Origin of the sequence: Corynebacterium sp. 11A (assembly GCF_008930935.1) — a bacterium.
Taxonomy (GTDB): Bacteria; Actinomycetota; Actinomycetes; order Mycobacteriales; family Mycobacteriaceae; genus Corynebacterium; species Corynebacterium megadyptis.
This window is the reverse complement of the sequence record NZ_PQMR01000015.1, coordinates 1-20,890: the sequence shown is the minus strand read 5'-3', so window position 1 is coordinate 20,890 and position 20,890 is coordinate 1. Positions and strand designations below refer to the sequence as shown.

23 protein-coding genes and 3 tRNA genes are annotated in these 20,890 nt (G+C 59.7%); 12 read left to right on the top strand and 14 right to left on the bottom strand.

Annotated features, from left to right (window positions below):
- Positions 1 to 66: 66 nt before the first annotated feature.
- From GBB18_RS09810 to GBB18_RS09800, 3 genes are all read right to left on the bottom strand, one after another.
- On the bottom strand, positions 67 to 1,263 hold the full coding sequence (locus tag GBB18_RS09810; protein WP_225990282.1) for an MFS transporter: 1,197 nt from the start codon (positions 1,261 to 1,263) through the stop codon (positions 67 to 69).
- A gap of 213 nt (positions 1,264 to 1,476) precedes the next feature.
- Positions 1,477 to 1,552 (bottom strand) — tRNA-Arg (locus GBB18_RS09805).
- Positions 1,553 to 1,582: 30 nt separating this feature from the next.
- A tRNA-Ser gene (locus tag GBB18_RS09800) sits at positions 1,583 to 1,671 on the bottom strand.
- Between the two features lie 95 nt (positions 1,672 to 1,766).
- Here GBB18_RS09800 and hisC point away from each other — a divergent pair.
- Positions 1,767 to 2,789 (top strand): histidinol-phosphate transaminase, encoded by a 1,023-nt coding sequence (gene hisC / locus GBB18_RS09795; protein ID WP_151641546.1) that lies wholly within the window; start codon positions 1,767 to 1,769, stop codon positions 2,787 to 2,789.
- A 99-nt stretch (positions 2,790 to 2,888) separates the two neighbouring features.
- Here hisC and GBB18_RS09790 read toward each other — a convergent pair.
- Positions 2,889 to 2,975: transfer RNA gene (locus tag GBB18_RS09790), tRNA-Ser, on the bottom strand.
- Positions 2,976 to 3,094: 119 nt separating this feature from the next.
- On the opposite strand from GBB18_RS09790, the gene GBB18_RS09785 reads away from it, so the two are divergent.
- Positions 3,095 to 4,060 carry an NAD(P)H-quinone oxidoreductase gene (locus GBB18_RS09785; RefSeq protein ID WP_151641567.1) on the top strand — a complete coding sequence of 322 codons (966 nt, stop codon included), beginning with the start codon at positions 3,095 to 3,097 and terminating at the stop codon, positions 4,058 to 4,060.
- A gap of 169 nt (positions 4,061 to 4,229) precedes the next feature.
- Here GBB18_RS09785 and GBB18_RS09780 read toward each other — a convergent pair whose 3' ends face one another.
- Positions 4,230 to 5,426 (bottom strand): aminotransferase class V-fold PLP-dependent enzyme, encoded by a 1,197-nt coding sequence (locus GBB18_RS09780; protein WP_151641545.1) that lies wholly within the window; start codon positions 5,424 to 5,426, stop codon positions 4,230 to 4,232.
- A 333-nt stretch (positions 5,427 to 5,759) separates the two neighbouring features.
- Between GBB18_RS09780 and GBB18_RS09775 the strand changes: the two genes are divergently transcribed.
- The 3 genes from GBB18_RS09775 to GBB18_RS09765 all read left to right on the top strand — a co-directional run bounded on the left by GBB18_RS09775 (position 5,760) and on the right by GBB18_RS09765 (position 8,481).
- The gene (locus tag GBB18_RS09775; RefSeq protein WP_151641544.1) at positions 5,760 to 6,653 is read left to right on the top strand and encodes an ABC transporter permease; all 894 of its coding nucleotides are present in this window, start codon (positions 5,760 to 5,762) and stop codon (positions 6,651 to 6,653) included.
- Positions 6,654 to 6,717: 64 nt separating this feature from the next.
- On the top strand, positions 6,718 to 7,518 hold the full coding sequence (locus GBB18_RS09770) for an ABC transporter ATP-binding protein (protein WP_151641543.1): 801 nt from the start codon (positions 6,718 to 6,720) through the stop codon (positions 7,516 to 7,518).
- A gap of 60 nt (positions 7,519 to 7,578) precedes the next feature.
- Positions 7,579 to 8,481, top strand: a complete 903-nt coding sequence (locus tag GBB18_RS09765) for a glycosyltransferase (protein ID WP_151641542.1) — start codon at positions 7,579 to 7,581, stop codon at positions 8,479 to 8,481.
- A gap of 7 nt (positions 8,482 to 8,488) precedes the next feature.
- Here the strand turns inward: GBB18_RS09765 and GBB18_RS09760 are convergent, their stop codons facing one another.
- The 4 genes from GBB18_RS09760 to GBB18_RS09745 form a co-directional block, all read right to left on the bottom strand.
- Positions 8,489 to 8,902 (bottom strand): GtrA family protein, encoded by a 414-nt coding sequence (locus GBB18_RS09760; RefSeq protein WP_151550341.1) that lies wholly within the window; start codon positions 8,900 to 8,902, stop codon positions 8,489 to 8,491.
- Between the two features lie 120 nt (positions 8,903 to 9,022).
- Positions 9,023 to 10,072 (bottom strand): hypothetical protein, encoded by a 1,050-nt coding sequence (locus GBB18_RS09755; protein WP_151641541.1) that lies wholly within the window; start codon positions 10,070 to 10,072, stop codon positions 9,023 to 9,025.
- 45 nt (positions 10,073 to 10,117) lie between these two features.
- Complete coding sequence (locus GBB18_RS09750) at positions 10,118 to 10,567, bottom strand: hypothetical protein (RefSeq protein WP_151641540.1); 450 nt, start codon at positions 10,565 to 10,567, stop codon at positions 10,118 to 10,120.
- Between the two features lie 5 nt (positions 10,568 to 10,572).
- A complete protein-coding gene (locus GBB18_RS09745) occupies positions 10,573 to 11,076 on the bottom strand; it encodes a hypothetical protein (RefSeq protein ID WP_151641539.1) in 504 nt (167 codons plus the stop codon).
- 124 nt (positions 11,077 to 11,200) lie between these two features.
- Between GBB18_RS09745 and GBB18_RS10695 the strand changes: the two genes are divergently transcribed.
- Both GBB18_RS10695 and GBB18_RS09740 read left to right on the top strand, forming a co-directional pair.
- Positions 11,201 to 11,341: a hypothetical protein gene (locus GBB18_RS10695; protein ID WP_192796016.1), complete on the top strand. Its 141-nt coding sequence runs from the start codon at positions 11,201 to 11,203 to the stop codon at positions 11,339 to 11,341.
- 43 nt (positions 11,342 to 11,384) lie between these two features.
- Positions 11,385 to 11,630, top strand: coding sequence for a hypothetical protein (locus tag GBB18_RS09740; RefSeq protein WP_151530381.1), 246 nt, complete (start codon positions 11,385 to 11,387; stop codon positions 11,628 to 11,630).
- A gap of 57 nt (positions 11,631 to 11,687) precedes the next feature.
- Here GBB18_RS09740 and GBB18_RS09735 read toward each other — a convergent pair whose 3' ends face one another.
- The 5 genes from GBB18_RS09735 to GBB18_RS09715 form a co-directional block, all read right to left on the bottom strand.
- Positions 11,688 to 11,894, bottom strand: coding sequence for a YgaP-like transmembrane domain (locus GBB18_RS09735; RefSeq protein ID WP_151550333.1), 207 nt, complete (start codon positions 11,892 to 11,894; stop codon positions 11,688 to 11,690).
- A gap of 239 nt (positions 11,895 to 12,133) precedes the next feature.
- Positions 12,134 to 13,291 carry an N-acetylglucosamine-6-phosphate deacetylase gene (gene nagA, locus GBB18_RS09730; RefSeq protein ID WP_192796015.1) on the bottom strand — a complete coding sequence of 386 codons (1,158 nt, stop codon included), beginning with the start codon at positions 13,289 to 13,291 and terminating at the stop codon, positions 12,134 to 12,136.
- Between the two features lie 628 nt (positions 13,292 to 13,919).
- Positions 13,920 to 14,777 (bottom strand): class II fructose-bisphosphate aldolase, encoded by an 858-nt coding sequence (locus tag GBB18_RS09725; protein ID WP_151641537.1) that lies wholly within the window; start codon positions 14,775 to 14,777, stop codon positions 13,920 to 13,922.
- A 56-nt stretch (positions 14,778 to 14,833) separates the two neighbouring features.
- Positions 14,834 to 15,781, bottom strand: coding sequence for a 1-phosphofructokinase family hexose kinase (locus GBB18_RS09720; protein WP_151550336.1), 948 nt, complete (start codon positions 15,779 to 15,781; stop codon positions 14,834 to 14,836).
- Between the two features lie 11 nt (positions 15,782 to 15,792).
- Complete coding sequence (locus tag GBB18_RS09715; protein WP_225990281.1) at positions 15,793 to 16,692, bottom strand: SIS domain-containing protein; 900 nt, start codon at positions 16,690 to 16,692, stop codon at positions 15,793 to 15,795.
- 441 nt (positions 16,693 to 17,133) lie between these two features.
- Between GBB18_RS09715 and GBB18_RS09710 the strand changes: the two genes are divergently transcribed.
- The 5 genes from GBB18_RS09710 to GBB18_RS09690 all read left to right on the top strand — a co-directional run.
- Positions 17,134 to 17,562: a PTS sugar transporter subunit IIA gene (locus tag GBB18_RS09710; RefSeq protein WP_151641536.1), complete on the top strand. Its 429-nt coding sequence runs from the start codon at positions 17,134 to 17,136 to the stop codon at positions 17,560 to 17,562.
- A gap of 55 nt (positions 17,563 to 17,617) precedes the next feature.
- Positions 17,618 to 17,902 (top strand): PTS sugar transporter subunit IIB, encoded by a 285-nt coding sequence (locus GBB18_RS09705; protein ID WP_151530375.1) that lies wholly within the window; start codon positions 17,618 to 17,620, stop codon positions 17,900 to 17,902.
- A gap of 33 nt (positions 17,903 to 17,935) precedes the next feature.
- Entirely contained in the window at positions 17,936 to 19,273 is a 1,338-nt protein-coding gene (locus tag GBB18_RS09700) for a PTS ascorbate transporter subunit IIC (RefSeq protein ID WP_151550338.1), read from the top strand.
- 38 nt (positions 19,274 to 19,311) lie between these two features.
- A complete protein-coding gene (locus GBB18_RS09695; RefSeq protein WP_151641535.1) occupies positions 19,312 to 20,061 on the top strand; it encodes a sugar isomerase domain-containing protein in 750 nt (249 codons plus the stop codon).
- Positions 20,062 to 20,763: 702 nt separating this feature from the next.
- Positions 20,764 to 20,890, top strand: a 127-nt coding sequence (locus tag GBB18_RS09690; protein WP_192795986.1) for a class II fructose-bisphosphate aldolase, incomplete at its 3' end; no start/stop codon positions are given.

Genomic DNA, 20,890 nt, shown 5'->3' with positions numbered 1-20,890 from the left:
ACCGCCCACTCTAAGGCGAAGATGTTCCCCTTCGCGCGCTAACCTACGATTACGTACCCACGCTCGCTACCCCCGCCCAGCGCCATAGACCCTGCGCGAGGCCCACACGGCGAGCAGGAGCAACACCACCGCCACCACGGCGCCGAAGCCGAGCATCTGCGGATACCCGAAACGGCCCGAGAGCGCTGTCAGCACCGCAGGGAAAACCATGCCGGTATAGGTGAGCGAGTAGTACACGCCGGAGAGACTTCCCAGCTCATTGGGTGCGGCGACCTCAATCGTCTCAGACAGGCCGGTGTACATGCAGGAGCCATAGGAGATACCCAGCAGCACGCAGGCACAGGCGACCCGCACCAGGCTCAGGTGCTCCACCACATACACCGCAGTGCTCATCGACAGCACCACGGCGCCCAGGCTGAGCGCGGGACGCAGGTGGGCCGGCACCAGCGGCATGCCGCGCTGCACCACAAAGCCGGTGATGAGCACGATGGTGATGAACATGCCGGTAAGAGCAATGGGATGCTCCATCTCCGGCTGGAAGCGCTGCGGCAGAATGGCGTTGCCCACAAAGGCAGTGCCGAATACCCACGGCGCCACGGCGGCGGCGAGGAAGATGAAACGGAAGCTGAGCATAGCGCGCAGGGGAAATACTCCGCTGCGGCTATGGTGGCCGGAGCCGAGACGCGGGGATTGGCGGGTTTCCTGCACGCCGAAGAGCAGCGGCTGGAAAGCGAGGGTGAGCAGGATATGAAAGACGAAGGGCAGCTGCCCCGGCAGCGGCGCCCACTGCCCGATCAGCCCAGAGACACCCGCCCCCAGGCCGAAGCCGGCGCTGAGCGACATCGCCACGCGCATCGCCGCCGAGGAGGGCGTGGCGCTGGGATCGAAGCGCGGGGCGGAGAGCTCCTTGATCCAGCTGCCGCCCGCCGTCATGGCCATGCCCACGGCACTACCAGCACACAAACGCCCCAGTCCCATGAGCCAGGCGGTGTGTTCACCGCTGGCAATGAGCACAGACCCCAGCAGCGCCACGATGGGGGCGGGCAGCATCAGCGCCCGCCGACCATAGCGATCCGATAGTGGGCCGGTAGCCAAGAGCCCGATCGCCACGCCGATGGCGTAATACACCAGCATGAGGTCCACAACCACGGCGGCCAACGCCCCCTGCCCGCGGTAGTACACCAGCATCGGCGTGAAGCCATTTCCTCCCCACGCCACCCCAAACACGGGAAGCGCGACCCGGAGCCACTGCTTATCCTTCATGATTGTGAACTGTATTACATGCATGGCTGTTGCGGGGACGAGTTCGGGGAGCGTATCGACGCTCGGAGCGGGGCATTCAGCACCGACGGCGGTGAGTGCAACGGGCGACCCCCATGGAGGTCATCTGCCGTGCTACTCGGCGCCGATGGGCGCGGGGCCACCCCACGCATGCGAAAACCCCAGCTCACCATGGCGATGAACTGGGGTTATCTGTGGTGCGCCCGAAGGGATTCGAACCCCTAACCTTCTGATCCGTAGTCAGATGCTCTATCCGTTGAGCTACGGGCGCATTCTCACACTCTCCGAAGAGAGGTGAGAGCGGAGACGAGAGGATTTGAACCTCCGGCCCTCCGTTAAGAGGGCAACTCATTAGCAGTGAGCCCCATTCGGCCGCTCTGGCACGTCTCCACGCGCATACGCAGTGCGCTCAGGCCATAATAGCAATCATTTGTGGGGGCGCAAAAACCGTGGGTATGAGGCGACGAGTGCTAGTGTTAGGCACCATGATTCGCCCTGATCTTGCTTCTTTGCCGGCCTATGTTCCGGGCAAGCGCAACCCGCGCGCCCTCAAGCTATCCAGTAATGAAGTGGCGAGTGGCCCGCTGCCGGCTGTGCTCACCGCCATGGAGCAGGCCACCTCCCAAGCGAACCGCTATCCAGACATGGCAGCACTGGATATCCGAGAGCAGCTTGCCGCTCACCTCGGCCTGACGGTAGATCAGGTGGCCGTGGGCTGCGGCTCCTCCGCGCTGTGCCAGCAGCTGGTGCAGATCGCCTGCGATCGCGGCGAAGAGGTGGTGTTCCCGTGGCGCTCCTTCGAGGCCTATCCCATTTTCGCCCAGGTGGCCAACGCCGCCGGCGTGCCAGTGCCGCTGACTGAGGATCACCGCCTCGACCTGCCCGCCATGGCTGCGGCAATCACTGACTCCACCCGCCTGGTATTCGTGTGTAACCCGAATAACCCCACCGGCACTACCATCACTGCCGCCGAGTTTGATGAGTTCATGCAGGCCGTGCCGCGGGATGTGATCGTGGCCCTCGATGAGGCCTACTTCGAGTACATGCGCGCCACAGACACTCCTATCGGACACATGGCGATCCACGAGTACCCGAACCTCGTCGCCCTGCGCACCTTTTCAAAAGCCTATGGCTTGGCCGCCATGCGGATTGGTTATGCCTTCGGCGCACCTGAGATCATCGAGGCGCTGAACAAGGTGGCCATCCCCTTCGGCGTGAATGCCGTGGCCCAAGCCGCCGCCAGTGCCTCGTTGGCAGAATCCGCGCAGCTCCTGCAGCGCACCGATGAGGTGGTGGAGCAGCGGCAGCGGGTGTGCGAAGAGCTGCAGGCTGTGCCCTCCGAGGCGAACTTTGTGTGGATTCCGCGCGATGATGCGCTCGAGGTGGCGTCGGCACTGGCAGACAAAGATGTGCTGGTGCGCGCCTTCCCAGAAGGGCTGCGCGTTACCGTGACCACCGCCGCGGAAATGGATCGTCTCCTGAGCGTGTGGCGGGAGCTGGGGCTCTAGTCTCTCGGGTCGCTGCGTCAGCAACCATGGCGCAGCCTGTATCACCAAAAAATGTAGCGCGGCACTGAAAGAAACAGTGTCGCGCTACATCTTCATATGCGGAGGCGGAGGGATTTGAACCCCCGGACCGTTTCACGGGTCGCTCGCTTTCAAGGCGAGTGCATTCGGCCGCTCTGCCACGCCTCCATGCCTGCGTGGACCGCACTCGCAGGGGCGGGTGGGCCGCAGACTCCAGTCATCCTAGCCGATTCGCCCCGCGTTCACCTACTGTGGAGGTTATGACTGAACACACAAAGCAACACACAATGAAAGCTATCACTCTCGTTGAATCCGATAATCCCAAGCGCCCGGATCTGGTGTGGGATGAGGTAGAGCGTCCCAGCCTCGCCGCGGGCGAGGTATTGGTGGAGGTCAAGGCCGCGGGCGTTAATCGCGCCGATCTGGCACAGCGCGCTGGCGCCTATCCGCCGCCGGAGGGTGCCTCAGAGATCCTCGGCCTAGAAATTGCGGGCGTGGTGGCCGATCCGGGCGATAGCGACTACGCAGCGGGCGATAAGGTGTGCGCCCTGCTCGCGGGCGGCGGCTATGCCGAATACGCCGCGGTGCCGGCAGGCCAGCTGCTCCCAATCCCCGAGGGTTGGAGCTTCGCCGAGGCGGCGTCCATCGTAGAGGTGGCCACCACGGTGTGGTCCAACATTGTGATGACCGCCCATCTAGAGAAGGGCCAGACGCTGCTAGTGCATGGCGGTGGCGGTGGCATCGGCACCTTCGCTATTCAGCTGGGCAAAGCCCTAGGCTGCACGGTGGCGGGCACGGCCGGTTCCGCCGAGAAGGTGGAGCTGATGACCCAGCTGGGCGCCGATGTGGCTATTAACTATAAGGAACAGGACTTCGCCGAGGTCATGCGCAATAAGTGCAATGTGATCTTGGATGTGGTCGGCGGTTCCTACCTGGATTCCAATGTGAAGGCGCTGGCCATGGATGGCACGGTGACCATCATTGGTTTGATCGGTGGCCCCAAGGGCGAGCTGAATGTGGGCCGGCTGCTCTCGAAGCGCGGCACTCTCGCCGCCACCACCCTGCGTAATCGTTCCATCGAGGACAAAGCGGAGATCGTACGCCAGACCCAGCAGGGTGTGTGGCCGCTGCTGGAATCCGGCGAAATCAGCCACCAGATTTCCACCGTGCTGCCGATTACTGAGGCCGCGGAGGCGCACCGGATCATGGCGAAAGGCGAGATGACCGGCAAGATCATCCTCGAGATCTCCTAAGAGCACCCCTGACCCGCCGGCGCTGCCAGGGACCTATCCTGAGCGCGCCGCAGCGGGCACCGCTGCCGCCACATATACACAACACCGCCACGCAGCGACGAGACGAAACACGGCTGCGCGGCGGGTATTCTCTGCTCTGAAGGCTTCTTATATGACGTCAGCGGGACGGTTATGCCAGCGAGGCCAGCACCCGAGCGAGCTGGTCGATATCGTATTCGGAGTTATAGGGCGCCAACCCGATGGTCACCGCACCCCCGGCGTCGGTGACACCCATCTCGTCCAGCAGCGGCGAGGCGGGCGGAAGCACGGTGGCAATGCCATTCGAGGCGAGTCGCTCCTGCACGGTAGCGGCGGGAACATTCGGCAGTACCACGGAGATTCGCGGAATACGATCCAAGTCCAAGGCCCCGAGGTCGGTGGCATCACCGGACACACCCACGATGTGCACCCCGTGCAGGGTGAGTGACTCGAGCAGGTGGTGATACACCTTGCTCAGGTGGCTGGACATGTCCTCGAAGGCCATTTCAAGGCGACGCCGGCGGTTACCGCTGGCGTTTTCGTTGAGGTCTGCGTAGTGGTCGATGATCGGCGGTACGCCGCCGAGCAGCCCCGGGGAGACGGCGGGAAATTCCAGCGGCCGCTGCAACCGGCCCAGCATGCTCGCGGAGCGAAACACAAGGGCGGAGACATCGGGCCCGCCCATGCCGGAGACATCCAGCACCGCGATGTCGATGCCGAGCTCATCCATAGAGCTCAAGCGATAGGGCACCACGTCGCTGAGATCGGCCAGCACCCAAGCGCGGGCGCGGCTGTGGGTAGCCTCGGCGATGCTGGTGATATCGTGCACCACGCCCAGCAGGCCATCGGCCGCAGGCAGCGCTACCAAGCGGGTGGCCCCCGTGACGAGCTCACTGAACTGTTCGGCGGGAATGGAGCCGAGCGTGAGGTCGTATTGGGCGTAGATGGTGTTGTTGGCCTCGCGAGCAAAGGGCTCGAAAATCGGGTCTGGGCTGAGCACCACATCGGACCGACGCAGCCGCGAGGAAATAGAGCGTGCCAGCGCGATGAGGAGGTCTTGGCGGTTGGGGCCTAAGACCACGCAGTCGGCGCGGGTGCCCAAAAGGTCAGCAACGGCTCGACGTGCCGCATCCTCGGTATCCTGCGCCCCGGTGCGCCCCACGCTATAGCTACGCGAATGGTGCCCCGTGGTGGGCTCGGGGCGCATCATGCTGCGGCTGGTGCGGAAAGCATTGGAGAGGCCGGCGTAGACCTTTTCCGGTATTTGAGTCTGCGGGGCGTTGAGGTAGATCCAACCATCACTCAGCGAGACGTAGAGTCCACGTACACGTGGGGCATCGAAGACCATCGTGTGTTGAACGCTCCTTTACTTCTCGTGGTACCCCGCCGGATTGCACGGCACGCCGGCCGACGGTAGTACACAGCTTACCCACCGCCCCAAGGTTTCCTGCAAGGCAAGCATCTAGCTCACAGAATGTTCACTCTAACCCCACCGCAGTGCCGCGCTCGCCTGTCTCCTGCGTCGCAGACACCACGTGCGTTACACCTTGGATGCTCCGATGCACCCCCGCGTCGCACCGTGCTCGCCGGTGCGCCGCGCCCCAGCGAGCGCGCTACATTCGCACCACCCCGCCGCCGGTCTAGTCCACTTTTAGCGGCTAACCCTATAGGGTTATTTACTGTGTCAGACAGCCAATCACGCAACTTAGAGGCCACGATCGAGCGGATTACCCGCACGGATGAGACCACGGCGCCGCCCTCGCGTTCACAGACATTCGCGGCGGCGTGGTCGGATTTGATGCGGGGTGCACAGCAGAACGAGCTGTGGCTGCAGCTCGGCTGGCAGGACATTAAGCAGCGCTATCGCCGCTCGGTACTGGGCCCGCTGTGGATCACGATCGCTACGGGCGTGATGGCCCTCGCCTTGGGTCTGCTCTACTCGGTTCTCTTCCGCATTCCTTTGGCGGAGTTCCTGCCGCATGTGACGGTGGGATTGATCATGTGGAACTTCATCTCGGGCTGCATCCGCGAGGGCTCGGAGGTGTTCATCGCCAATGAGGGTTTGATTAAGCAGCTGCCCTCGGCGCTATCGGTGCATGTGTATCGCTTGGTGTGGAAGCAGACTCTGTTTTTGGCCCATAACTTGGTTATTTGGGTGATTCTGATTCTGATTTTCCCGCGCAGTTTGGGCTGGGAGCTGCTGCTGGCTATCCCCGCGATGGTGCTCTTGCTGCTCAACGGCGTGTGGGTGGCTATGTTCTTTGGCATTGTGTCCACCCGTTTCCGCGATATTTCTCCGCTGCTGGAGGCTTTGACTCAGCTGCTGTTTTATGTGACGCCGATTGTGTGGACCACCCAAACTCTGAAGGATCAGGGCGGACAGGTTGAGGGCCGTGCCCGGCTAGCAGAGTTGAATCCGCTGTATCACTACATGGAGGTTATTCGCGCTCCTTTGATCGGCGCGCCGCTGCCGGTTTATCACTGGTGGGTGGTGCTGGGCTTCACCGCTGCCGGTCTGATTCTGGCGCTGCTGGCGATGCGCACGTGGCGCTATCGCGTCAGCTATTGGGTGTAGTGCTTTTTCGCTTATCGACGCCTCCCTCCACTTTCACTTCCACATAAAGGTGCACAACGATCCCATGGTCTCTATCGATACCTACAATGCTTGCGTTGATTTCCCGATCTTCGACGCCAAAACCCGCTCGCTCAAGAAGGCGGCCCTGGGCGCTGCCGGCGGCATCATTGGCAAGAATGACTCCAATGTGGTGGTCGTGGAGGCGCTGCGCGATATTAACCTGCATCTGCAGGAAGGCGACCGCGTCGGCCTAGTGGGCCACAATGGCGCGGGTAAGTCCACGCTGCTGCGGCTGCTCTCTGGGATCTATGAGCCCACCCGTGGCTCGGCGCATGTGCGCGGCCGGGTGGCGCCCGTCTTTGATTTGGGCGTGGGCATGGACCCGGAGATCTCCGGCTACGAGAACATCATCATTCGCGGCTTGTTCCTGGGCCAGACGCGCCAGCAGATGAAAAAGAAGATGGATGAGATCGCCGATTTCACCGATCTTGGTGATTATTTGGCCATGCCGCTGCGCACTTACTCCACCGGTATGCGCATCCGCCTCGCGCTGGGTGTGGTCACCTCTATCGAGCCGGAGATCCTACTGCTGGATGAGGGCATCGGCGCGGTGGACGCAGAGTTTATGGCGAAGGCGCGCAAGCGCCTCCAGGAGTTGGTGCAGCGCTCCGGCATCTTGGTGTTTGCCTCTCACTCGAATGACTTTTTGGCCCAGCTCTGCGATACGGCGCTGTGGATTGATCATGGCACGATCAAGCAGGCCGGCACGGTGCCGGATGTGGTGGAGGCCTATGAGGGCAAGGGCGCGGCCGATCATGTGCGCCGCCTGCTTGCCCATATCGATGATCCCAAGGAACAGAACTAGCAGCCGCGCTCGCCTCGAGCACAGCCGCCGCCGCTGCTGCGGTATGAGAAGATAAAAGCTATGCCGCTGCACACTACGGATTCCATTGCCGCTGTTATCGTCACCCACCACCGCGCTGAGTTGCTGCGCCACTCGCTCGAGATTGTGGCCACGCAGACTCACCCGGTCGAGCACATCATCGTGGTCGATAATGGCGCCGAAGACGCGGTACGGCAGCTGGTGGAGGAGGTTGCCGGAGAGCGTGGCGTCTATCTGCCGAGCCGCACCAACCTTGGGGGTGCGGGCGGTTTCGCCTATGGCTTCCTCACGGCCCTTGCCCTCGGCGCGGATGCTATCTGGTGCGCGGATGATGATGGCCGCCCAGAGGATACCGAGGTGCTCGCCACCTTGGTGCGCTGCGCCGAGGCCCACGGGCTCGACGAGGTCTCCCCTGTGGTGTGCAACCTGCAGCAGCCCGATAAGCTCGCCTTCCCGCTGCGCCGCGGGGTGGAGTGGCGGCGCTACCGCTCGGAGTTGGGCGAAGAGGAGCTGCTTGAGGGAATCGCCTCGCTGTTTAATGGGGCGCTGATTTCGCGGACCGCTACCGAGCGCATCGGTGTGCCGGATCTGCGGCTGTTCATCCGCGGCGACGAGGTGGAATATCATCGCCGCTTGGCGCGCTCGGGCCTGCGCTTCGGAACCTGCTTGCAGACGGCCTATCTGCACCCCGATGGTTCGGAGGAGTTTAAGCCGATCTTGGGCGGGCGCATGCACACCCAATACCCAGATGATGAGGGCAAGCGCTTTTTCACCTATCGCAATCGCGGCTATCTGATGAATCAGCCCGGTATGCGCAAACTCCTACCGCAGGAATATGCCCGCTTCGGATGGTTCTTTTTGGTGCAGCGCAAGGATCCGCGTGGTTTCCTCGAGTGGTTCAAGCTGCACCAGCAGGGCCGCCGGGAACGCTTCGAGCGCCCCTAGCGAGCGCCTAGCGCACTTTGAAGATCCAGAGGCGCTGCACGATGAAGTTGATCACGGTGGCGGTGCCTTGGGCGATCACGAAGGCCGCCACGGTAGAGAGCCGCTCGCCCCAGCCCCAGCCATAGAAAATGTTGTAGCCTACGGCGAAGAAGCCGAGGTTCACCACTGCGGTGATGGTGTAGAGAATCGCCACGGCGCTAAAGCGCTTGGCCGAGGGCTCGGCTTGGAAGGTCCAGCGGCGGTTGATCATGTAGGCGGTGAGCGTGCCAAAGATGAATCCCACGAGACGCCCGAGGTTTTTATCCACGCCAAAGACGATGTGCAGCAGATAGGTCAGGCCGAGGTCCACCACGGCCGAGAGGCCACCGGATACGATGAACTTGAAGGCCTGCACGTGCAGCGACTTATCCTTGGACGCCATCGCGCCGGCGTCGAGGCCCTCCACGGAGGGCAGCGGTCCAGTGTATTCGGGCTTGGTCGTGTTCGCATCCACGTGGGGGATACTAGCACCCCTGCGCCCGAGTTCTGCCCCGCAAGCGATTTAGTCGGTGATGATTGCGCGCAGTAGATCGATGCGTGCATTGTGTAGCGGCCCGCCCACCACGAGCAGATCGTTGGCGATAATCCCCAGCATCTCCAGCACCGAGAGCGTGCGCGAGGCCAGGGAGCGGATGTCATCGGTGACTAACACAGTGGAGCCGACCCCACGATGGCCGGCCCACACCATGCCTTGCATCACGAAGGCCTCGGTGGTGCCGCGCGGCATCCCAGCAATATAGCTGAGGAGTAGCAGCCAGGCGGCGTCGTTGCTCACCACTTCCCGCTCGACGGGCAGGGTGCGGGTCAGCTGCCCCCACAGGGCCTCAGGGTCGCTGAGTGCGTGCCGGCCCACGGCGGTGAGCCCGCCCTCGCCATCGGCTAAACCCAACGCCCGCAGCAGAGGATCGCCGGGGATGGTGTCGTGACGGTCGTGGATATAGTGCACCAGCGGTTCGAGCAGGCTGTGCCGCTCCGCTGTGGTGGCGCGCTGCCGCGTGTCCATGCCGAGCGCCACCAGCTGGGTGGCCTCCCAGAGCCCGGCGCGGTTGATCACATCCTTCAGCGAGCTTTTCGCCCGGCTGAGCGTGGCCTCCACCCAGCGCTCGGACTCCAGCTCACGGTTGATCACGTCCACGGAAAACTCCGGCTCGTCCAGCCGTCCTTCGCCGTCAATGCAGTGCGTATCGGAGCCGCAGATGCCGCTGAGGGTGGTGATGAGCCGCAGATTCACCGATAGGTGATCATTGAAGCGGAAGCGGAAGCGGAAGCTCTCCTCGCCGAGGGAGCCAAGGGTGATGGCCTCGGCCGCCCATTGATCGAGCTCAGTGCTGGTTTTCGCACCTGGTTTGATGGTGGCGGTGGGGGTGAAAAAGCAGTAGTCGCCGGCTTCTTGCTGGTCCAGTACCACGCGCATGATGCGGGCGAAGCGGTCCATGGGGATGCCGGCGGGAACACGGATGCGCCGCCACGCCCCAGAGGCGGGTTCTTCCACGTGATAGAGCAGCGCGTAGTCGTAATCGTCGACCTCGAAGCTGGGATGGGACTGGTTCACAGGGGCTAATCTAAACCAAGCCTGGCAGCCTCGCAGGGCGAGCGCCTAGCCCGCAGGCAGCGGGCGATAGTTGGGATCGGCGTCCTTTAATGCTTTACGACGCAACCTCGCCCGCTCCATTCCGTGCCAGACCTCGATGAGATCCACCACGGCGCGCACCCGCACCCAACACTCGCGGGCGATGGGCTCGCCACTGAAGGCGTCCTCATAGGATTCCCAGTCAGGATCCGTGATCGCCGGCAGCCGCAGGTTCTTCGTAGAGGCTTTGAGCTCCTTGGCGGCGGTACGCATGCGCTCGACGAGGGCGTTAATTGCCTCGCGGGAATCCAGCACAGCATCGACCTGCAGCAGGTCTTTCTCGCGCTCGCGGCCCACGGGGTAGTCACCGCCGAGAATCCAGGCTCCTGCGGTCACGCCAGTGGCGGTGTCGAAGTCATCGTCCACGTGCCAAATCACGTGGTGCTGCTCATCGGGGCGGTCGGTCACTGCAAGCATGGCGCTTACTTTCCTTCCCGTGCGGCGAGCTCGGCGCGCTGCGTGGCCTCGCCGAGGGCGTAGACAGCAGCGCCGAGGCCAAGGCCAATATAGGTGCGAGGTTTGGATACGCCAGCGGCGCGCAGGGCCGCGGAGGAGGCGTCGATAAGCGCGCTCTGGGCCTTGAATCCCGCCCAGAGGCCGGCGCCAGCGAGCGCGGCCTTGGTCCAAAAACCGCGGGGGCTGTCGACGGGGCGTTGATCGTCGGCGTCGAGGGTGGCGCGGATCTTGGCGAGGGCTACCTCGGGATCATTATCGGGGTTATCGTCCTGGGTGGTGGCCCACACGCTCACCCCGAAAGCACTGGTGAATAGCGCGGTAGTGAGCACGCCGCGGGTGAGGCGACAGGTCACATACTCCGGCAGGGCCACGGACACGGCGGTGGCTACGGCGGGGGCGAGGCGCCCCACGAGGGTGTCGTCGAGGGTGTAGGTGAGCACGGGGGTGTCGTGGGGCTGGGGAGATGTCATAGCCGTTTAGCTTAGTCGCCACCCACGCCCGCGGGTATGAACCCTTGTCGGGGCGAAGGGCAGGACATAAGCTACGCAGCTACATGGGGACCTCCCCCGTGTTCAGGGACGAGGAGACACTGACATGGCACGTGAACCCATTGGGCTCATCAAAGTGGAAAATGGCGAGATAGACACCGATGCCGTCACCAAGGTGCTGCAGGCGCTCAGAGCCGCGCAGGAACGAAGCGCAGCAGATAAGGACAACGACGAAGACGCCGACTAACGTCCGGTGCTGGTCGTTTGGCGCCAGCCTCTACGATGGGGGCATGGCGCTATTTGATCTGTTTAAAAAGAAGAAGCCCGTCGATCCGAAGAAGGAAACCTATATCGCGGCGGAGCATACGCAGCTGCCGCTGGATGGGTTCATGACTCGCCTCATGGCCGAGGAGCTACCGCTGCTCGATAGCGCCGCCCGGGGGCGGGTGTATGAGATTCTGCGTAACTACGACGGCCCCACCATCACCTCTCAGGAAGAACTCCCCGAAGAGATTCGCTCTCTCATGGATCTGTAGGGATCCCCGTACAGAGCAGGTGGGGCCGCGCAGGGTGTGCGGCGACACTACCGCGGGCTAGGCAGCGGAGTTGACGCCGAGGAAACTGTAGAGCGGGCAGCTACCCACATAGGCCGTAGCGCCGATGCCAGCTGCGGCACCGAGCAGGCCTGCCTTGGCCCCCTTTCCCTTCACAGCGAGGCCGGCGAGAGCTAGGGCGCCAGCGACCCCATAACGAACCTTGCGGTCTTCTTCACCAACGTTTTTCTTGCCATACTTACTCATGAGCCCCAGTGTAGTCCTCCCCACCCAATAAGCTACGGTTCCGTAGGGTGAAGCTGCTCACGCAGTGCAGCCTGCGTTTATAGGGCCGCTAGGCGGGGCACGAAGGGAGGAAAACGGCCCATCGGATCCACAGCTTTCCTTTTGTCAGGCCTAGTACTAGTGCCGCTGTGTGCGAGGTTCAACGCCAGCACAACTGCACAAGCCCACAACACATAGGAAATACAGGAGCTTTGGAGACGCTACGCCCTAGAGTGTTCAACGCCCCCTTCAAATACCCTCTGAGGCAGCAAACTCATTGGGTCGAGCAACACAATATCTGCGGGGAAGCCAGGACTAATCTGCCCAAAGCAGTCCCCCAAACCAATAGCCTGAGCAGCGTGGCTCGTAGCAGCAGCAACTGCTACGTCAAGGGGTACATCCACGTTATGCACCGCGTTGGCTACGGCGCGATCCATAGTCAATGTGGATCCCGCAAGGGATCCGCCATTGGCCAGCCGCGCCACACCATCAGTGACCACTACCTCAAGCTCACCGAGCATATAGTGGCCGTCAGGATTGCATGTAGCGCTCATAGCATCGGTCACTAAAACGGTGCGATTCGGCGCTTCCAAGAACAAGGATTTCACCACATTTGGGTCCACGTGAATGCCATCATTGATGACCTCCAGCCACACACGTTCATCTCGGAGAGCAGCAACAACTGGACCAGGACTACGGTGATGTATCCCTTCCATACCGTTGAACGTGTGGGTCAAGATCGTAGCACCGGCATCAAAAGCAGCACGGGCTGTATTGAAGTCACACGCAGTGTGACCAACTGCCGCCCTCGCGCCAGAGGCGACAATTTGCTTTACAGCATTAATCCCATTCTCCCGCTCTGGGGCTAGTGTGACCTGTAACAGACGCCCATGAGCGGAGTCGATTACTTTCTGCACCCTGTCAGGTAGAGGATCAACAAGCCGATTTTCAGGATGGGCCCCCTTGTGGGCGGGCGATAGGAACGGGCCCTCGGCGTGGAAACCGAGAACGTGACCGCTGTGATCCTCCACTAAGGGCATGAGAGCATCCATACGGGCGGTAAGATCGTCCAAAGATGCCGTGACGAAAGAAGCCACACAACGGGTCGTGCCATGCTTGCGGTGCTCAGCTACCGCAATACGTCCCGCATCTAAACCCTCGTCGTATGCTGCGCCACCGGCACCATGGTGGTGGATATCAATATATCCAGGGACCACCGGCGCCCCGTCCGCATCGATAACTCTGTCCGCCTCCCAACCTGAAGGATCCAATGCGACGTTTGTGATGCGGTCATTCTCGAACCGCACTGCGCCGCCGCGAAGGTGCCCTCCAATAACGCCGGTATAGAGTTGAGCGTTAATAATAATAGTTGAAGCCACGTATCTCATCTCTCTTTCAGAAGTAAAAACTATCGCTTCGTAGATGTTCTAGTTGTGTGGTTACCAAGTGGGCCACATTGCGCCCCATAAGATGAGGCACCCCCCTTAGCTGTGCGTTTCATGCGGAAACCGCGGTATTCTTGCACGTCGCTTACAACGTTGCTGTACAGAACCTCGGCTACCGACGTCGAAATACGAGCGAGATCGCTTCATTAGCGGCGCCAGAACCATCATGCCGAGGGATCCCCCAATGCGAGAAAACGAAGAAGCGACAGGGGGCTCAGCCTGTAGGCCTGAAGGCATCCCGTCTCAGTCACGCAGTGAGGCACATCATAGAAGCCACAACTCAGATTTGACGTAGCCCCCAGCCCTCTTCAGCCAGCGAAGTGGCTATCTCGCTCCACAACAACCAAGAAGGGGAAGGAGCAGCGAAGCACGCCAACCGTGCCTGCCATCAGCAGGAATTAGTTTTAGACAAAACTAGTTGACGCGCTACGCTACCCATTGCGTACTGATCTATTAGGCCTTCAAGAACAAGACTGTACCGATATCAAACATAGAGCTTCTTCCGTCAATCTCGTCATGAGCAGGAGGGACAAGCCTGAACCTTCTTGCAGACCAGCAGGCGTTAGCTACGTTGCGAGTCATGAACGTAATGAAATACCTCGAGCAGACGTGCGGCCTCGGCGGAAAGAGCATCTCGTCCAGCGGATACGTACTTGCGCGAGTCTGTGACTTCGGGCGAGGCATCCAGGTAGCTGCGAATAGCACGCGTAAAGTGCCCGTTAAGGTGAGTTGAGACGTTGATCTTGGTCATACCATGGCGGATACCCTTCTGGATCTCTTCATCCGCCACCCCGGACGAACCGTGCAGGACAAGAGGGACTCCCGCAGCATCTTTCAATTTAGCGATAAGGTCGTGATCAAGACGCGCGGTGCGCTCCTGCATAGCGTGCTCACTGCCCACCGCAACGGCGAGCAGATCAACGCCTGTGTCTGACACAAACTGCTTGGCCTCGGCAGGATCAGTACGCACACCTGGCGTATGCGCGCCTTTCTTACCTCCGATTTCGCCGAGCTCAGCCTCTACAGTTGCCCCTCGGGCATGCGCATATGACACGACATCTTGGGTCGATGCGATATTTTCCTCGATCGGAAGAGTGGAGCCGTCGTACATCACTGAGGTGAAGCCCAAATCTACAGCTCGCTTAGCAAGATCGACCGATTCACAGTGGTCAAGATGGACAGCAACTTGTGCCGTGGATCCCTTAGCAAGAGCAAGCATCGCCGATCCAAGGGGCGTGATATCTCCATTGTGATACTTGATGCAATTGTGAGAAAGCTGGAGGATGACTGGCAGGTCAGCGCGTTCAGCAGCACTGACAAGACCTTCAGCTGTTTCCAGATGAATCACATTGAAAGCGCCAATTCCTGTACCGCGCTGCGCAGCTTGCGATACCAAATCAAGAGTAGAAACTAGGGACATGAGAATAACTCCTCTGAGCGTTGGGGGTGAGAATGAATAGATATGCGGCAGTGCTGTTACAGTTCTGTAATAATTGGGACAATCTCCTTCCAGCGGTCGCCGATTGTCCCGGCAGCGGGATTGAGGACCGCCGCAGCCGAATAGCGCACTGCTCGCTCAAGCAGCTCTCTCACATCCAAAGAATCGAGCACGCCAGTGGCGAGTGCTGCCACTAATGCATCGCCAGCCCCCGTAGGGTTTCCCCGAAGCGGACGATCCGTGCGAGCACGGAAGCTGCCGCGCCCGCGGTAGGCCAAACCTTCTGCGCCCATCGATATCACCACCGCTCCTGCACCCAGCTCTTGTAATTGCTGGGCACTCGCAAATGGGTTGTCGGCTGCAGCACCACCTAGGGCCTCGATCAACTCGGCCAGGTTGGGTTTGAGAATGTCCGCCCCCGCCTTAGCGGCACTGAGAAGCTGGGGCCCACCACAATCCACCACCACAGTGCTATCGGCTTCATGGGCAATGCGGATCAGAGCAGGCAAAAGGCTCTCGGGCGTTGACGGCGGCCACGATCCAGAGATCGTAAGCACGCTACCGCGGCGCACGGAAAGCTCCTCTTTGACTGCGGCGCACAGCCCGTGCCACGTTTCCTCTGAATGCGAATCACCTACTTCATTCACCATGGAAACGTCGCCTACCTCTGTTTCGACCACCGCAAAAGTGCTCCGCATAGCAACAGACGTATCTGTCCAATGTTGCTGAACGCCTGCGGCGTCTAAGTGCTGTAACCAGCCCCGGGCGGCGGCATAATCACGGTCTCGGTCGGATAATGGGCCCAGCGCTACAGCGTCATACCCCTGCTCCGACGCAACCGTTGCGACATTGACTCCTTTACCCGCTAGTTGATACTTGCCCTGACTTACGCGATGAGTACACCCGCTCTTCAAACGGGGAAGTGTGAGAGTTACATCGAGGGCCGGATTCGGGGTTAAGGCAACCACCGCGGGAGAGGTATGCATAACGAGCTGTCCTACTTGAGAATGACGGAGCGAGTGAGGTTGCGCGGATGGTCCGCATCGAGCCCACGAACGCGGGACGTTGCTAGCGCGATTTGGTGAATACGGACCAAATCCGCCATAGGGTCATTGCCGGTGTGGATGTACGTTGCCCCGGTCGCAGCAACCTGGTCCGCTAGGCCTTCGGGACGTTCACCGAACTGCCACGTGATGCGACCTGGACCAGCGATGGCAATAGGTCCGTGACGGTATTCCATCGAGTTGTAGGATTCAGTCCACGCTTGGCAGGATTCCCGCATTTTCAAACCAGCCTCGGTGGCCACACCCAAAGCCCAGTCCGCTCCAAGGAATGTGTATTGCTCGGCATCTACGAGCTCATCTTCCAGGTCGGTCGCGAGATAGTTCTCCGCCTGATCGGCGGCCTTGTTCACAACGCTGCTTCCCTGAATGCTGGCCCGCAGGAAAGCGAGCACAGTGGTGGCGAAGCGGGTTTGAACAACCGACTGCTCATCAGCAAAGGACAAGTTGACAATGTGGTCAGCTAGCTCCGCAACGGGAGTATCTTGGGCGCCGAGCAGGGCGATCGTTCGCATAGGGTTCTCTGCAGCTTTATTGTGCTTCAGGAACTCAATGACCTCGCTGGTAGTGCCCGAACGGGTAATAACGATCGCCACATCGTAGGGACGATTCGTCCGCACCTCCGTAGCCGTGTACGCGTCGGTAATCCCTTTACCAGCGCTTTCGCGAAGAGCAGCATAGGCCTGGGCCATGAACCAACTGGTGCCACAGCCAATAACGACCGCGCGTTCTCCATTGCTCGGCAGGAATGAGTTCTCCAACTCCAGGGCTCGACGCCAACACTGTGGTTGGCTAACCAGCTCCTCTTCCATGTGGAAACCGGGAACAGTACTCACTGCATGATCCTTCCTTCGGGGTTCACGCCGCACCGCAGCCTCTACGCGAGGCGGGCCGCGTGTCGAATAAACACACCTTCATGATTGCACATGATTGTTTTCCTGTCTAGAGAATCATCTCGAATCACTCAGACGTGCTCATTCCCCGCTTAGCGCTAGGGCGCACCCCCGCCCTGCAGTCACATCATGCGCCGGACCCCAGCCGCCCGAGAAGCCAATACCCCCTTGTAGGCGCCATAATTTCCCGATCACCAGCGAATTCACACCAGCAGTGCCCCCACTCAAGAGAAATGATCGAAAAGCATATTCAAGATGATTGAAAATGCTTGACCATGATCGTTTTGGGGGCTAAGCTGAGCGGAGAGAGAGTTGCTATGCTCACTCCAATAATTTCAGTGTTATCCAAGCAACAGTGCGTACAGCGCTGGGAAAGGGGCCTCAATGGGATTCGTTCCTGACGTAGTGGCAGCACGAAAGACTGTCGCCGACTGGGAGGAAGCCATCCGAGAGGTCGGCAAACTCTACGAGGATAGCGGCATAGCTACAGCAGAATATGCCCAAGCCATGATCGATGGCGTCAAGGAGTTCGGGCCATACATGGTTTTGACGCCTGGGGTAGCCATGCCCCACGCGAAGAGCGCCCGTGGCGTTCTCAAAAAAGGCACTGCGGTTGTCACCTTGGCTGAGCCGGTCAATTTCGGCAGCCCAGCTAACGATCCAGTGGACGTGCTCATCTCCTTCGCTGCCGGCGACAAGAAAGGGCACATGGCAATGATCCAGTCCTTGGCAGCTGTCCTAGGGGATCAAGACTTACTCGCTGCAGCACGTGCAGCGAAAACCGACGAAGAACTAGCTCGAGTATTCGAGTAGGGAAACACCAACGTAACCCTCACACACACTCACTACATCCATAAGGAGATCCACAATGATCAACATCGCAACCGTCTGCGGCATGGGCCTCGGCACTTCTATGATGCTCGCCGGACAAGTTCGGACAATGCTCCAAGAGGCCAACGTCGATGCCAAGGTGCAAGCCATCGATCTAGGGTCTTTCAAGTCCCAACCTTCTGACATCGTCGTCACGACGACGGGTATGCGCAGCAATGTTGAAGGCACGAAAGCAATCGTCGTCCTCATCGACAATCTCATCGACAAGAACGAAGTCAAGACCAAGGTCATGGCTGCAGTCGAGGAATTCCAGAACAAGTAAGCGGCTTCCCGCTCTCGGAAATGAGGAGTACTCATGAGCACCTTTGTTGATTTCATGGTGCAGCTGTTCCAGATTCCGGCGATTATCGTAGGATCAATCGCCTTGATCGGCCTCTTGGTCCAAAGGAAGCCTGCTGGCGAGGTCGTCACCGGAACTGTGAAGACAGCGTTGTCTTTGCTGATCATTGGTGGCGGAGCGACCATCCTGGTCAACGGTCTGTCGCCCATCCAATCAATGTTCGAGATGGCGTTCCCAGCTGGGAATGTCCAGACCTTCGTCACCTTCGACGAAGCGGTGGTGTCAGCTGTTCAAACTGGGCCAGTAACGGCGTTGGGCTCCGAAATCGGCCTGACCATGCTGTTTGGCTATATGTTCCACCTGCTACTCGCCCGAATCACCCCGTGGCACTATGTCTATCTCACCGGACACATGATTTGGGTTCACGCGGGCGCCTTCACCATAGCCATTTACCAGTTCGGCTGGAGCCCGTGGCTAACAGTACTAATCTCCTCCATCTTGGTCGGCTTCTACTACACCTTGGCTCCGGCCCTGGCCCAACCTTTCGTCCGCCGTGTTACTGGCGGTAATGACGTTGGCTTCGCGCATGGACAGACTCTGCTCAACGTCCTCGCTGGTTACCTCGGTATGGTCATCGGCAACAAGGAAAAGTCCACAGAGGAAACGAAACTACCTGAAAAACTATCGTTCTTCCGTGACGTCGCAGTGTCTACGACCATTGTGATGACGATCGTATCTTTCGTCTCCGCAAGCCTGGCCGTCGCAACCGCAGGTGTATCTGCTTTCGAGGCGCCGGCTGACAATGGCGGTATCTCCGATGGCCAAAACTGGATCGTCTTCTCTCTCGTGATGGCCCTGACCTTCACGGCTGGCATGTTGGTGCTGCTCTACGGCGTTCGCATGCTGATCGGCGAGATTGTGCCCGCTTTCGAAGGTATTTCCAAGAAGGTCATCCCTGACGCTATTCCGGCTCTCGACGCCCCCGTTCTCTTCGCTTTCGCTCCTAACGCCCTACTCGTCGGCCTGATTTCGGGCCTCATCGGCCAGATTGCCGGTATGGCTCTCTGTGGAGCAATGGGGTGGCCCGTGCCTATCCCGTCAATGATCGTGGCGTTCTTCGCTTCCGGTACCGCAGCTATCTTCGCCAACTCGACCGGTGGCCGAGTTGCCGCATGGCTAGGTGGCTTCCTGTGGGGCTTCCTTGGCTGGATCCTCATCTCGTTCGCCTACCAAGCACAGGTCTTTGGAGACCTCGCTGGTCTCGGCGCGGAAGGCCTTGGCTTCACCGTGCCAGACGCAATCGTGCCCGCAATCATCATCCACTTTATCGGCATGCTCTTCGGCGCCGCTTAAGCACGGAACATTGTTTCTAGAAAGGAAACTACATCGTTATGTCTAAGCTGACGAACAACTATTTCGACCAGATAACCAGCCTGCTTGAGAAAGTTCGGTCGACCCAACTCGAGAGCATTGATGAAGCAGCAGATGTCATTGCTGACAAGGTAGCCTCCGGTGGACGCATCTTTGCCTTTGGTGCTTCTCACTCCAGCCTCCCAGTACAGGATATTGTTTATCGCGCCGGCGGCCTGATGCTTATCAACCCGCTGTACGGCCCCGGAATCGAAGCTCTCACCACGCGACCGACCACGCTGGGATCGCAAATGGAGCAGATGCCCGGCTACGGTGAGGTCCTCCTAAACAATTCGCCGCTGCGCGAAGGTGACGTCCTCATTGTGGTCTCTGTATCTGGCCGTAACGCAGTTCCTGTCGAAATTGCCCGCGAGGCTCGAGCTCGTGGCATTTACGTTGTAGGTTTAACTTCTTCCAAATACACCGATGCAGTTACCTCTCGTGTGCCTGACGGTACGAAGTTGAAGGATCACGCCGATATCTTGCTGGACAACCAGGTGGATGCGGGTGACGCTGTCCTCTCGCTCGAAGGTGTGCCACAAAAGTTTACGCCCGCATCCGGCGTGACGTCGACGGCTATCCTTCACTCGCTCTCCGCTGCCATTATTGAACATCTCATCGAGCGCGGTATCGAAGCACCAGTGTTTCTAGCTGCTAACCTCGACGGCGGCGCCGAATGGAACGCGAAGCACATGGAAGAAAATCGCGACCGCATCTTCTACCTCAATTAACAGCTAGGCCTGCGGGGTTCCACAGCCAAACTGACACTCCCCAGAAGACAAAGTGATCCTTGGGCTCAACCCAGGAGCTCAATAGCTGGGGGAACTCCGAAACGGCCATCTGTCAGTGACTAAACTGGGCATGCTTTGCCCAGAAGATACTAGGGGTCAACGGCTTCAGGCTGTTGACCCCTTTGGTGTCCTGCAAACTTGAGTGGCACCTTGATCAATTAGAAGATGATGGCGAGGACCGCGGTCCCGCCCGTCGATACATTTTCAGACCAAGCACACTATCGAAAATGCTATACGAACTAAAAAGAATCTCCGACCTCAAGCGCGTAAGACACACCAGAGCGTTGCAGATTATTTTGCGATTCAACCACGCGACAACCACCGACGGTTTGCTTCCTCGACCAAAATCGAATGAGACGCTCCGTTTTACTGTTGGATCTGCGTGAAACCATGCAGGTAGCAGACGCTTTGGACCCGTAACAACTACCATCTGCTAGCCGGCTATATAAATAAAGCCAATGGCGTGACAAATTTCACGAATTTTTTATTCCCGTGAGGATATGCCCCTAGCCAGTGGTTTTTGAAAATCATCTTCAATCCGGTGGTGAATTTTAGTATTGCCACCACGGAAATTATGCCAGAATTTGGCATAATAAAAGAGGATAAGTTCTAACCCCGTTCCAGTCTTATAAGGAGAGTTTTATGCCAATTGCAACCCCCGAGGTCTATAACGAGATGCTGACTAAGGCTAAGGAGGGCGGTTTCGCCTATCCGGCCATCAACTGCACCTCTTCCGAGACCATCAACGCCGCGCTCAAGGGCTTCGCTG